8 protein-coding genes and 1 tRNA gene are annotated in these 13350 nt (G+C 62.0%); 4 read left to right on the top strand and 5 right to left on the bottom strand.

Features of this window, described 5'->3' with window-relative positions:
• Positions 1-197 (top strand): transposase (locus AC1DMG_RS14360; protein WP_477180676.1); only part of this gene is annotated, 197 nt, incomplete at its 5' end.
• Positions 198-658: 461 nt separating this feature from the next.
• Here the strand turns inward: AC1DMG_RS14360 and AC1DMG_RS14355 are convergent.
• The 4 genes from AC1DMG_RS14355 to AC1DMG_RS14340 form a co-directional block, all read right to left on the bottom strand.
• Positions 659-1798, bottom strand: coding sequence for an ATP-binding protein (locus AC1DMG_RS14355; protein WP_477180675.1), 1140 nt, complete (start codon positions 1796-1798; stop codon positions 659-661).
• Positions 1799-2756: 958 nt separating this feature from the next.
• The gene (locus AC1DMG_RS14350) at positions 2757-3692 is read right to left on the bottom strand and encodes a hypothetical protein (protein WP_477180674.1); all 936 of its coding nucleotides are present in this window, start codon (positions 3690-3692) and stop codon (positions 2757-2759) included.
• Between the two features lie 36 nt (positions 3693-3728).
• Positions 3729-4301, bottom strand: a complete 573-nt coding sequence (locus tag AC1DMG_RS14345; protein ID WP_477180673.1) for a hypothetical protein — start codon at positions 4299-4301, stop codon at positions 3729-3731.
• 147 nt (positions 4302-4448) lie between these two features.
• Positions 4449-4524 (bottom strand) — tRNA-Ile (locus tag AC1DMG_RS14340).
• A 169-nt stretch (positions 4525-4693) separates the two neighbouring features.
• Here AC1DMG_RS14340 and AC1DMG_RS14335 point away from each other — a divergent pair.
• Complete coding sequence (locus tag AC1DMG_RS14335; protein ID WP_441602053.1) at positions 4694-5065, top strand: nuclear transport factor 2 family protein; 372 nt, start codon at positions 4694-4696, stop codon at positions 5063-5065.
• 140 nt (positions 5066-5205) lie between these two features.
• Here AC1DMG_RS14335 and AC1DMG_RS14330 read toward each other — a convergent pair whose 3' ends face one another.
• Entirely contained in the window at positions 5206-9804 is a 4599-nt protein-coding gene (locus tag AC1DMG_RS14330) for a DEAD/DEAH box helicase (RefSeq protein ID WP_477180672.1), read from the bottom strand.
• Between the two features lie 201 nt (positions 9805-10005).
• On the opposite strand from AC1DMG_RS14330, the gene AC1DMG_RS14325 reads away from it, so the two are divergent.
• Both AC1DMG_RS14325 and AC1DMG_RS14320 read left to right on the top strand, forming a co-directional pair.
• Entirely contained in the window at positions 10006-12267 is a 2262-nt protein-coding gene (locus AC1DMG_RS14325) for a TonB-dependent receptor (protein ID WP_441602051.1), read from the top strand.
• Positions 12268-12362: 95 nt separating this feature from the next.
• The gene (locus AC1DMG_RS14320; protein WP_441602050.1) at positions 12363-13262 is read left to right on the top strand and encodes an alpha/beta hydrolase; all 900 of its coding nucleotides are present in this window, start codon (positions 12363-12365) and stop codon (positions 13260-13262) included.
• Positions 13263-13350 lie beyond the last annotated feature (88 nt).

Here is a 13350-nt window from a genome sequence, read left to right as displayed (position 1 = left end):
ACCCATGGCAGCGTGGTTCGAACGAGAACACCAACGGTCTTCTGCGGCAATATTTTCCCAAAGGCATGGATCTGTCTGGCCTCACCCAAGCGCAACTCAACGCCGTGGCAAGGCGCTTGAACGGAAGGCCGAGAAAGACTCTAAACTTCGAAACACCGGCCGAACGATTTCATCAATTCGTTGCAACGACCGGCTGAAACCGCAGTCGGAAGCGGACCTCTTCGCCCTCACGCTCGCTTGCGGCCACGCGCACATCCATCTCGCCTAACCCAGACAGACGATGCCAACCCTGCTTGTTAGGGTCAGCCAGTCACTCGCGCTGTCGTGCTGCACGGCCTCGCGAGTGACCATGACCACCCGGTCATGAGGCGCGGGCCGTGAGTGCTAGAACACCCACGACCCGCTAACCATCACCAACTTATAGAGAGTTGATCATGGCTACACCGAACAAGATGCGCAAATGATGGAGGCATGGCGCGCGCTTGTGCCTATGATCCCGCCCCTGCTCTGTGATGATCAGAACTGAGCAACTCGTAAAATAACCGACGGGTCTCTGCGCTCGTAACAGTTGACAGCAGTTGACGGGTGCGGACCCCTCGACTGGCCCCCTGTTCTCGGTCGTCAGCTGGCGGTGACCATCTATCAGCCCGGCGGCGGCCTATGGATTCGACGTTTCGAGTCTGGGTGGTTTGCATGGGATTCGCATTGTGAACACTGTCGTCTTTCCGGAAGAGCTGGCAGTCACCGCTCCGCCGTGCGCTTTCACGATCTCACGCACAATGAATAGTCCGAGCCCTAGACTTTGCTGATGGCCGGTCTCCGATTCACGATGCCCGCGTTGTAGCGGCTCGAACAATGCCGTCAACGAATCAGACGATAGGGTGGCACCCTGATTGCGTACAACGAGCTGAATCTCTTCGGCATCGCCAGATAACAAAACATGGATATCAGCGCCTTGATCGCCGTACTTGGCGGCATTTGTCACAAGATTGCTGAGCGCTTCGCGGATTCGCGAAGCATCGACCTGCCCTCGCACAGGTCCAGTCGCGTCGAACTCTATGGTGGCTTCCGGCAATGCCGCACGAAGCAGATCGACTTCCTCATTCAAGGCCTCGCACAGGTCCCCTTCCGTTCGAACGATGCGGATGCCCATTCCAAGGGCTGTCCTGCTGTAATCAAGAAGATCGTCCAGTAATTTATTCATCCGCTTCCCGCTTCGAATAATGCGATCCGTTTGCTCAGAGAAGGGGGTATCTTGCGTCATGCGCGACATCAACTCAGACGTCATAACGATGACGTTGAGCGGACCGCGGAGATCGTGGCCAAGCACCCCAAGGAAAACCTGACGCCATGACTCAGCCTCCTTCGAAAAATCGGCGACCGATTCCGCAACGGCCTGATCAATGGCTTCGTTGAAGCGAATGATGTCTTCGATGCCCTCTTGGTCGAGAGCGTGCTCGGCGGCCCAGAGGCGAAGCACGGCGGCACGCAGTGCGCGGTATTCCGCGACTATCTGTTCGATTTCGAAGCCGCTCTTTGCTCTGAGCCTGCCGTGATCCCTCGCGGCAGATTTCGGCCCAACCACGATCGGTGAATTTCCTTCAGATTTTGCCTGTTGCTCGTGTGCGCTTTGAGGCGTTCGCAAATCGAGCACTATCGTCGCCAATATTTCGGGAATGTGGTCACGCAACGTCGCTGCGTCGAAGTGCGCGCCATCGGGGGCCAGGGTTCCGGCAAACGCCTGGGCGCCATCAGCAATCAGCCGAGCGTTAATCTCAATGAAATCAGCAAGTCGCATAAGAAATCCGGCTGGCCACCAACCCCAAAAGTGCTATCTCGCCTAGCCTTCACAGCTTATGCATGCGAGGCCGGCCCGCTAACTTCCCAATATCACTATCTGCCCACAGCGCTTTCACTGCAACGACCGGCTGAAACCGCAGTCGGGAGCGGACCTTAGGCATCGCCTCTCACCCTCTCTCTAAACTGAGAAAGAGGTATCCGCTCCGATTTCTGGATTGGCTGAATGAATACAGCTCCATAAGAGCGAGTTTGGATAGTTTCGGCGGCTTTCATGGCCTCCTCAGCGGAGTCGACCGTCACGCTCCCCAACCAATGTCCAGCTTCGTATTCCCAGATTTTGTACGGCGCGTCCGCGCCCTCTATCCGATCTTGTGGATGACCGATTTCACCGCTTCTATGTGACGTCCACTATGGGTCGTGAGCAGACCTTACTACTAAGACTCCAGCCCTCGAGCGATCAAGCGTCCCAGCGGTTTCGAAAAGGCGATCACAAATAGCCCTAGTGCGACGTACGCAACGTTGCCGATGATTGTGTGCGTTGGGTAGCGCTGCACTTCGACACCGAGCGCCATCTCAGCCAAATACAGGCTCCAGCTCAACGCAAAGAATGCGGTCCAAATGACCCCGACTAGTCGAAGAACCAGCGCGGCAATCCGTTGATGACTTGTCACAAATCCCCCTGATCGACGATCCCTGTTGCCACTTTACAGAATGTCCGTTGTGGGTCGAGAGCGGTCACTCAGCTTCGAAAAACCTGCTGGCATACGACGCATCCGGTTAGTGAGAAGTGGCACTTCACAAAAGGCGCGGACGACGAGTTCGCATCGAGCGAAAAGAGTGCCAAGCGACGGTCTATGCCCGGCCACTCATGGAGGCCTGCTGCCACTCAATAAAAAATCTTCGCCCATGCCCGGGACGGTACGCCGGGGACGTCTCGGCATATGGGACAGCCGGTCCTAGCCGAGGCTCCCCTTCTCGTTGCTGATAGCGATGCCTAACTCATCGTTCTGGCAAAACCATTCCCGCTGCGCCGGAACGAGCCCCCGGGGGACGGCGACATTCGCTCTACCGTTATGAACCAGCTCAGTCACTGGTGTTACGCCGAACGGAATCCGCTCATCGGTCAGATAGCAGCCCAACACTGCGCTAACGTTGTCATAGCCCGTTGCTAGGAACACGGCAGATGACACCGGCTCCCGCTCACCTCGGTCTATGGCTGGCTGGTACTGATGACCTTCGCCGGCCTTCTGTCCTGTCTTCGGATTGATGGCTATTGAAAATGGCCCTAGGCCGAAGCAAATCTCTGTTGGATACGGGTAGCCGCTTACGCCATCGATTTCCCATCCCCACTGATCCAAAAGAAAAGAGTTGATGACGACAATGTATGGCTCATGCGCATCGACTGTCCCTTTTTCCAACCAGCCGGGCTCGTCGCCGATGCCAGTCCACTTATCCGACTTCGTTTTTAGGGCATGGGTCCAGCGAAGGGCGCGCTCCCTATGTGGAACGCTGCGCGCAACAGATACACCGGCTTCCAACTTCTGCAGATAGTCCTTTGGCAAACCAATGGGCTCGGGTGTGATGACTTCAAAACAGAGCCGGGTGTCGCCTTTGGTTGCGCGGAAGTCCGGCCCTGCGCTGGCGGAGGAGAGTTCAAATCCAGACTGCCAAAGCAACATCGCAAAGAGCAGTTCGCCCATGCGAGCCTCTCGCTGTGCTTCTTTTTCGCTTAGCAAAGATTCGTCAAAGTGATTGTCGGCCAGACCCTCTGCATGAAAGCGGTCATACGCCTCGGTGAGCGCGGCGACGGCTACCTCTCGGTTTTCTTCCTTTGCCTTTGACCATCGATCGTTGAAGAACGACAACACTTCCGCCCTGCGCTGTTTAGCCATCGCGACGCATCTCCTTCGTGTTGAGGTCTTTCCGTATTAGCGGCTGGGCTCTGTACGCGAATCAGCTATCAGCGCTGGATCGTCTCGCATCGATGCAACGAGGGTCTGCGCCATCTGCAACTGCTGAGGGCGAGGCACTTGGCGGATACCAGGAAAACATTGGCGGGTATACTGCAGGACATCGCTCAGCCTGTGGGAGGAAATTTTTTCCTCATGCATAGCGAGATACCAAAGCTGGTAGGCCTGAAACTCCACCGGGGACGATCCATAAAATTGGATGTAATCCTCGACGGCGAGAAAGATCAGCCCGTCGACGTTGCCTTCCTTCAATGGTGGAACAGTGGCGGTCGGGTCGCTCTTAGCATGCTTGAAGAAGTTTCGATGCGGCGAGTTGATGTAGTCAAGCCTCAGGTCTTCGCCCGCACCCAGGTTCCGTCGGACTTGATTAGAAGCACTATCGATGCCCGCGAAACTGGCCAAGGTATCCACAATTTCCCAGGCATTCGTGGCTAGCGAATAGACGGCCACGAGATCTTCCCCAGCCCAAAGCAAACGGATCGCCACCAACAGCTGGCGCCGCGCTACGTCTCGTTTAGTCATCAGGGCCATTGAAGCTCCTCAGCACACACAGGGGTCGTGAGCGGACCTTAGCTACTACATGAAGCGGACAAATTATGGGTAAGAGGTGACCATAATTTGGCCAAAACGGCCAATTTATGGGTAAGTGCACACCAAGTCCCAGAAGACTTGCAAATTTGGTGGGCCCACGAGGATTCGAACCTCGAACCAAGGGATTATGAGTCCCCTGCTCTAACCGTTGAGCTATAGGCCCATGCGTGCCGGCGTTGCGCTGGCTTGGGGCGGACATGGTAGCGGGGTCGGGAGGGGGCGTCGACGGGGGTGGGTGGGTTTTGGGGTGGGAATTCGGCTGTCTGGCGCGGTTAACGTAGACTTTGCGCTGTCGCGCCGGTGTTGGCGCCTGCTTTTTTGAAGGATGCGCCATGCGCGAGCTGATCGAACGTTACCTGGCTGCCTATAACCGCATGGATGTCGACGGCATGACGGCGACGATGCATCGCGAGGTGGTGTTCGAGAACTATACGGCCGGGGTGTTGAGCGTGCGGACGTTTGGGGTCGATGAGCTGCGGCATCTGGCGCAGAGTTCGAGCTTTCTGTTTTCGGCGCGGCGGCAGGTGATTCTTGCCTATGAGGAGCGCGACGGGACGGCGACGGTGCATATCCTGTTTGATGGGACGTTTGCGGTTGACCTGCCTAATGGGGTGCGGGCGGGGCAGTCGATTACGTTGAATGGGCGCAGTGAGTTTCGGGAGAGGGATGGGTTGTTGGTTTATATCGGGGATTACAGTGAGTGATGGCTGGGTTCTGAAGAGCCCGATGGATATCACGCGCGACAGCCGGCCATAGAGGCGCTGGATTCCGGCTTTCGCCGGAATGACGAGCTAAGAAACACCGCCGCCCTTCCCTTTTTCAGGGCGCTTGCCGGAATGGCGAGCTAGAAGCCCGCAGCTCGCGCATCCGCTTTAAGACCATCCGCATCCGCGCGGCGCAGCAATGCGTTGCGCCACAGCTGTTGCTGGGCGGTGGTCGATTCCACCAGCCATTGCGGTTTGTTGGCGACCCAGGCCGCTACGGCGGCGCCGTCTTCGTAGAGCACGCGGGTGCCGGTGACGGCGGGGAGTTTGTTGCCGGCCAGGACGGTGCCGACCAGGTTGAGTGGGTCGGAGCCGCTGATGAGGACGAGTTCGCCTTGCGGCTCTTGCTGGCGTACGGCGCGCAGGCGGGTGATGGCTTCGGGTAGGGCGAATTGTTCGCCGACGAGGCCTTCGACGAAGCGGCCGCCGCGGATTTCGCCTCGTGCCTCCAGGCGGTGGTAGACGCGTAGGAGTTCGCGCCAGGTGGGGAGCCAGGAGGCTTCTCGCTCCAGCAGTTTCCAGAAGATGACGCCGTAGCGGCGGAGGAGGCTGCGGGCGATGTGTTCCAGGTGGTCGGGGTCGAGTTTGGTGCTCGCATTTGGCGACCTTGCCGCGAGCACCCGCCCCTCATCTGCCCTGCCGGGCATCTTCTCCCCGGAGGGGAGAAGAGTTGCGCGGTTTGACCTTACTAATGACCATCTGCCGGCGTCTTCGATGCCGGTGAGCATGTGTCTGCGCAGGCGGCGGTGGCGGTTTGCGTCGCGTTTGGCGGCGGGGACTAGCAGGGCGCGCAGGCCGGCGAAGCTGTCGGCGGTGACGCGGCCGGCGGCGACGAGTTCGCCCAGGGCGTCTTCGAGTTCGGTGCGCAGCAGGTGGGTGTCGCTCAGCAGTTCGTCGAAGAACAGGGCGCCGTGGTCGCGCAATGCGTCGAGCACGGCTTGCGCGCGTGAGGAGACGACGATGTCCTGCGGGTTCGCATCGGTGGCCGCGGCGTTGGTCCAGATGGGCGAGCTGCGGCGTGGCAGCAGGACGATGGGCGTGGCGCGCACGGGGCCGCCGCCATTGCCGGTGCCGCTGCGCAGGCGGCTCCAGCTGACGCGGCCGGCGCGGATTTGCTCGTCCAGCCAGGTGATGGAGTAGTCGTTGATGCGCGTCGGCAGCAGTTCGCTTTCCCAGGCGCCGGCGGCGGCTTCGAAGCCTTCCAGTTGGGTCAGCACGGCCGGGAGTGCATCGGGGCCGCTGAGGCGTGCGCCGGGGGCTACGTGCTGCCATTCGAACAGGAAGCGCATCAGGTCGCGGCGGCTGACGGGTTCGATTTCGCGGCGCAGACGGCCGATGGTGTAGCGGTGGATGCGTGCGAGCAGGTGGCGTTCGCACCATTCGATGTCGTGCGTGCCGGGCGTGAAGTGACCTTGCATGACGTAGCCTTCGGATTGAAGGCGCAGCAGTGCGAGGTCGATGGCGCTGGGCTCGACTTGGAGTGATGTGGCGAGTTGCGCGACGGTGATGGGGCCGGAGCCGGTCAGGCGGCCGCGGACTAGTTCGAGTAGGGCGTCTTCGTGGGTCCAGGGTTGCGCGGCGTATTCGGCCGGGGTATCGATGGGTGGGTGCAGCGTCGCCGTTGGGTGGACGGCTTGCCACTTGGGTAGGGATTCGGCGGTGGTCCAGATGTGCGCGGAGCTGGACTGGGGCAAGAGTGACCCCTCACCCCAACCCTCTCCCCGGAGGGGAGAGGGAGCCAAGCGCGTGGCCCTGGAATTTTTGGCCAAGCTCTTTAGCCAGTCGTTCCAGCCTTCGTTCGCATCTGCTTCGCTCTGCGTGATGCCGCCGAGAATGRTGAGGGCCTCATGCATTTCATCGGCGCTGCGCACTTGCGGCCATGCTTCTTCGCGTACCGAGGCGATGGCGTCGGGATCGAGGCGGCCGAGGTCGTCGGCGCTTTCGGGGTCGGACCAGCGGCGGGATTGCACGGCTTGGGTGCGGCGTTCTTCCAGCGGTGCGTCGTCGAGGTAGGCGTACGGCGCGGCGGTGAGTACTTCGCTGGCGAGCGGACTGGGGGCGGCCAGGTCGCGCGCGACTACCTGGATGGAGCCGTCTTCCAGGCCGTGCAGGATGTGCAGCAGGCCGTCGACGTCCATCGCTTCGCGCAGGCAGTCGTGCATGGTCTGGTTGACCAGCGGGTGATCTGGGATCTCGCGCTCGCCGACGATGTTTTCCAGGCAGGCCACCTGATCGGGGAAGACGGCGGCGAGCAGGTCTTCGCTCTTCATGCGCTGCAGTTGCGGCGGCACTTTCTTGCCGCCCTGGAAGCGCGGCAGGGCCAGCGAGGTGGTGGCGTTCCAGCGCCAGCGCGCGGGGAATAGCGGCGCGTCCAGCAAGGCCTGGATCAACACGTGTTCGGCGGTGTTGGAGTGCAGGTAGTGCGCCACTTCTTCCAGCGGAAAACTGTGGCTGGTGGACAGCGACAGCACGATGGCGTCTTCGGTGGCCGCTGCCTGCAGTTCGAAATTGAACTGGCGGCAGAAGCGCTTGCGCAGCGCCAGGCCCCAGGCGCGATTGATGCGGCTGCCCCAGGGCGTGTGGATGATCAGCTGGGTGCCGCCCGATTCGTCGAAGAAGCGCTCGAACACCAGCGTTTCCTGCGTGGGCAGCACGCCCAGCGCGGCCTTGGCGGCGGCCATGTATTCGGCCAGCTGCTGCGCGGAAGACTCGTTCATGCCGAGCGTGTGCATCAGCCAATGCAGCACGGCTGGCACGCCGCCTTCGTCGAGACGCGTGGCGATTTCCTCGCGCAGGCGCGACACGCCATGCGACAACTCGGCGCTGCGGCCGGGCGCTTCGCCCAGCCAGAACGGGATATTCGGCGGCACGCCCTGGGCATCTTCCACGCGCAGGCGATCGCGCTCGACGCGAAGAATGCGGTAGCTGGTGTTGCCCAGCTGGAACACGTCGCCGGCGAGGCTTTCCACGGCGAAGTCTTCGTTGACGGTGCCGATGATGGTGGCCTGCGGCTCCAGCACCACCAGGTAATCGGCGGTGTCGGGAATGGCGCCGCCGGAGGTGATGGCGGTGAGTCGCGCATTGCGGCGGGCACGCAATTGCCGGTTCACGGCATCGCGATGGATATACGCACCGCGTGGGCCGTGCCGCGTGGTGAAGCCGTCGGCCAGCATGCGCACGGTGGCATCGAACTGCTCGCGGGTGAGATCGCGGTAGGGATAGGCGCGACGCAGCGTGTCGTAGAGCGCGTCTTCGCTCCATTCCTGGCAGGCGACTTCCGCCACGATCTGTTGCGCGAGCACGTCCAGTGGTTGCGGCGGCTGGATCAGGGTGTCGAGTTCGCCGCGGCGCACGCAATCGAGTAGTGCGGTGCATTCCACCAGGTCGTCGCGCGAGGTGGGGAACAGGCGAGCCTTGGGCGTGCCGTTGACGGCGTGGCCGGAGCGGCCGGCGCGCTGCAGGAAGGCGGCGATGGAACGCGGTGATGCGAGTTGGCACACCAGATCCACGTCGCCGATGTCGATGCCCAGTTCCAGCGATGCGGTGGCCACCAGCACGCGCAGGTCGCCGCGCTTGAGGCGCTGCTCGGCGTCAAGGCGTTGTTCCTTGGCGAGGCTGCCGTGATGCGCGGCGACGGCTTCCTTGCCCATGCGTTCGGACAAGTGGCGTGCCACGCGTTCGGCCATGCGGCGGGTGTTGACGAAGACCAGGGTGGTGCGATGCGACTCGACCAGTTGGGTGAGGCGGTTGTAGATCAGTTCCCAGCAGTCGTTGGACATGACGGCTTCGAGGGGGACTGGGGGGACTTCGATGGCCAGATCGCGGTCGCGGGCGTGGCCGACGTCGATGATGTTGACGCTGTTTTCCTTCTCCCCTGCGGGGAGAAGGTGGCCCGAAGGGTCGGATGAGGGGTCGGGGCTTGCCTCGGTCTTTTTCGAAGCGCGCTTCTTTGCGAGCGTATCGCTAGATTGGCCCCTCACCCCAGCCCTCTCCCCGGAGGGGAGAGGGAGCAGAGCATCTGCCCCCACCAAAAACTTCGCCACATCCTCAATCGGCTTCTGCGTCGCCGACAACCCAATCCGCAACAGTCGTCGCTGACACAACGACTCCAACCGCTCCAACGACAACGCCAGATGCGCGCCACGCTTGCTGTTAGCGAGCGCATGGATTTCATCCACGATCACCGTGCGCGTCGTCGACAACATGCTGCGACCCGACTCAGAGCCCAACAGGATGTATAGCGATTCGGGCGTGGTCACCAGGATATGCGGCGCCTGCTTGCGCATCAGGTTGCGCTCGGCCTGCGGTGTGTCGCCGGTGCGTACGGCCGTCCGGATGTCCACATCGGGCAGGCCTAGTTTGGCCAGTTCGGCGCGGATGCCTTCCAGCGGCGCTTCCAGATTGATGCGGATGTCGTTGGACAGTGCCTTGAGCGGCGACACGTAGACCACGGTGGTGGCTTCAGGCAGTGCGCCGTCGTGGGCCAGGCCTTCGCGCACCAGGCCATCGATGGCGGAGAGAAACGCCGTCAGCGTCTTGCCTGAGCCTGTCGGTGCGGCCACAAGCGTGTGCCGGCCTGACCGTATGGATGGCCAAGCCGCTTTTTGGGGCGCCGTGGGTTCAGGAAAGGCTCCCTGGAACCAGGCCGCAACTGCTGGATGAAAATCGTGCAGGGGCATGGACTTAAGTGTCGCTCAAGCCGCTCTCAGAGGGAGAGACATGGGGGCGTCAAGGGGTTTTGCCAACTTTTCGAAAGAAAATTCGCTTCAACCCTTGCCAGAATTACGTGACAATATCGTTAAGCCGCCTTCTTACGCTGACTTCTTGCGGCGTTTTCCGCCTCTATCCGCTCTTTGCTTCCATTCTCCGGGGACCATCCAATGACCGCCGCCAGCCAGACGCGTTTCGCGTTGCTCGCCCTTTCCATTGCCAGTGCCCTTGCCGCAGGAACGACTGCTTTCGCACAGGACGCGACCCCACCCGCCGCTAGCGCGGCCAAGGGACAAAGCGGCAAGGCCGTCCAGCTCGAAACCATCAACGTGACCGCTGAAAAGCGCGTCGAAAACCTGCAGAAGGTGCCGGTCTCCATGACGGTGGTGACGGCGGAGCAATTGAGCAATTACGGCCAGGCGGGTGACACCGTGCTGCAGCTCGCCGGCCGCGCGCCGAGCGTGTACGCCGAGACTTCCTACGGTCGTGAGTTCCCGCGTTTTTATATCCGCGGTCTGGGCAACAGCGACTTCGATCTGAATGCGTCGCAGCCTGTGTCGATGGTGTACGACGACATCGTGCAGGAAAACCCCATCCTCAAGGGCTTCCCGCTGTTCGACCTGCAGCAGGTCGAAGTGTTGCGCGGCCCGCAGGGCACCATGTTCGGCCGTAACTCGCCGGCGGGCGTGATCAAGTTCGACTCGGTGAAGCCGAGCCAGGATACCAGCGGTTACGCCAAGGCTTCTTACGGCACGAAGGGCACCGCCAATGCTGAAGCCGCACTCGGTGGCTCGCTGGGCGGCAACTGGTCGGGCCGTGTGTCGGCGCTGGCGCAGCATCGCGACGGCTGGATCGACAACGACTACACCGGTAAGAAGGACGACCTGGGCGGCTACAACGACCGCGCCGTGCGTCTGCAGGCCATGTACGACGTGCAGGATTTCAACGCGCTGATCAATGTGCACGGCCGCTGGCTGGATGGCAGCGCGATGGTCAACCGCGCCAACGCGATTCCGCTGGGCAGCGACAGCCTGGTCCAGGGTTTTGACCGCAACGTGGTGTATCAGGACGGCCTCAACCGCCAGCACCTGTTCTCGTGGGGCAGCAACCTGCACCTCACCTGGAACCTGGGTGATTACACGCTCACCTCCATCACCGGTTTCGAGAAGGCCACCACGTACAGCCTCGGCGACGTGGACGGCGGTATCGCCATTCCGCTGAATCCCAGCCAGGACAAGGCCGTCACGCCGTTCCCGTCGGAAACCGCCGATGCGCTGCCGCACGATCGCCAGATCACGCAGGAAGTTCGCTTGGCCAGCAACCAGCAGGATCGCCTGAACTGGCAGGTCGGCGCGTACTACTTCTACGAAAACATCGCGATCGTCAATTACGACTACAACACGCTGGCCAACCACGTGATGGACGGCTATGCGCAGCAGGCGCAGACCACCAAGGCATATGCGGTGTTCGGTTCGGCCGACTATCACATCACCGACGATTTCGACGTGCGTGCCGGTACGCGCTGGTCGCACGATTCGCGCGACTTCCACGTTGATCGCATCCTGTCGCCGATCGGCGGCGGCCCGCTGTCGCTTAGCGCCAACCCGCATGACGCGCGCTGGAGCGGCGACCTCACCGGCACCTGGGAACTCAATCCCAACGTCAACGTGTATGGCCGTATCGCCAACGGTTTCCGCGCACCGAGCGTGCAGGGCCGCGTGCTGTTTGCCGACTTCATCTCGCAGGCCAAGCCCGAGACGATCACCTCGTACGAGCTGGGCGTGAAGACCACCGGCATGGACAACCGTCTGCGTTTCAACGCCGACGTGTACGACTACACCATGCACAACCAGCAGCTCACCGCGGTGGGCGGCGACATCAACGTCACGCGCCTGATCAACGCGAAGAAGACCGAAGGCTACGGCGCCGAGTTCGATCTGGAAGCGTACGTGACGCCGAACTTCGTCCTCACCGCCGGCGGCAGCTACAACCACACCAAGCTGGACGACCCGAACCTGGCCGTGGCCGTGTGCGGCTCGGGCTGCACCGTGCTCGATCCGCTCAACGCCGACGGCAATGCGCTGGTCAACGGCAACCCGCTGCCGAACGCACCGCAGTGGATCGGCAACTTCACCGCGCGCTACGGCATCCCCTATGGCGAGAGTGGCGAGTTCTTCATCTACACCGACTGGGCCTACCGCAGCGAAGTGAATTTCTTCCTGTACGACTCGGAGGAATTCCGCGGCAAGCCGATGCTCGAGGGTGGCGTGCGCGTGGGCTACAACTGGGATTTCGGCAAGCGCGAAATCGCCTTGTACGGCCGCAACATCACCAACAAGCAGTACATCACCGGTGCGATCGACTTCAACAACCGCACCGCGTTCGTCAACGACCCGCGCATTATTGGCGTGGAGTTCCGCGCGGACTTCTGATGATCCGGCCGGCGCCCGCGCCGGTCGTGCAGTGCGTCAAGGGGAGCCGGCCAGTCCGCTCCCCTTTTGTTTGGCCGCATGGCAGAGCGCCAAAAATGCGTCGCTTGTTGCAGAATGCAGGCCTTTACCGTCGAGTGCGCAATGTGAACCACCCGGGCGACCAGGGCAGCGAACGCTCCCACACCCTCACCATGGCCGATGGCCAGACGCTGTTCGTGCGCGACTGGCCCAGCAGCCGGGCGCAGGACGCCGTGCTGATCGTGCATGGGCTGGGCGAGCACAGCGGTCGCTACCAGCGCCTGGCCGCGTGGTTCCGCACGCGCGGCTATGCGGTGCGCAGCTACGACCAGCGTGGCCACGGCCAGTCGCCCGGACGGCGCGGCGCGCTGTCCCATCCGGATGATCTGCTCGAAGACCTGGCGATCGTCTACAACGACTACGCTCAGGCCCGGCCACAGCGGCCGCTGTTGCTAGGCCACAGCATGGGCGGCCTGGTCGCGGCGCGCGCCGTGCTCGACCGCCGCGTGCAGCCCGGGGCGATGGTGCTGTCCTCCCCTTCCCTGCGCACCTGGGAGCCGGTGTGGCGACAGAAGCTGGCGGCCACACTGGCCAGGTCGCTGCCCAATCTACCGCTGCCGAATGGATTGCCGTTCGACAAGCTCTCGCATGATCCGCAGGTGGAACCGGCCTATCGCCGCGATCCGCTGCGGCATGGCTGGATCACGCCGCGCCTGGCGGATTTCATTTTCCGCGCAGGCGACGCGGCAGTCGCCGATGCATCGAAGCTCGCCATCCCCACCCTGCTGCTGGTGGCGGGGGCGGACAAGCTGGTCAATCCCTCCGGCAGCCGCGATTTTTCATCGGCCAGCTGGGCCGGCAACAAAGTCACCACGCGCTATTTCGATTCGCTGTATCACGAGCTGTTCAATGAAGCCGAGCCCGCGCGCAGCCAGGTGTTGAAGCAGCTGGGGGATTGGTTGCAGAAGCGGGGGTAGTTTCTCCGCCGCTGTCCCGCGACGGACGGCGCACCTTGTRGGAGCGYACCCTGTGCGCGACMAACCAACGRAGCGGTACACCCCAGCG

It is taken from the genome of Dyella sp. 01N36, from assembly GCF_056399745.1.
Note: the sequence above shows the minus strand (reverse complement) of the source record. Positions and strands in the feature narration are given on the sequence as shown.

Bases quoted from the DNA above. Each gene is read 5' to 3' on its own strand.
- AC1DMG_RS14350 (WP_477180674.1), bottom strand. From the start codon at position 3,692: ATGGCTAAACAGCGCAGGGCGGAAGTGTTGTCGTTCTTCAACGATCGA.
- AC1DMG_RS14345 (WP_477180673.1), bottom strand. From the start codon at position 4,301: ATGGCCCTGATGACTAAACGAGACGTAGCGCGGCGCCAGCTGTTGGTG.
- AC1DMG_RS14325 (WP_441602051.1), top strand. From the start codon at position 10,006: ATGACCGCCGCCAGCCAGACGCGTTTCGCGTTGCTCGCCCTTTCCATT.
- AC1DMG_RS14355 (WP_477180675.1), bottom strand. From the start codon at position 1,798: ATGCGACTTGCTGATTTCATTGAGATTAACGCTCGGCTGATTGCTGAT.
- AC1DMG_RS14320 (WP_441602050.1), top strand. From the start codon at position 12,363: ATGCGTCGCTTGTTGCAGAATGCAGGCCTTTACCGTCGAGTGCGCAAT.
- AC1DMG_RS14335 (WP_441602053.1), top strand. From the start codon at position 4,694: ATGCGCGAGCTGATCGAACGTTACCTGGCTGCCTATAACCGCATGGAT.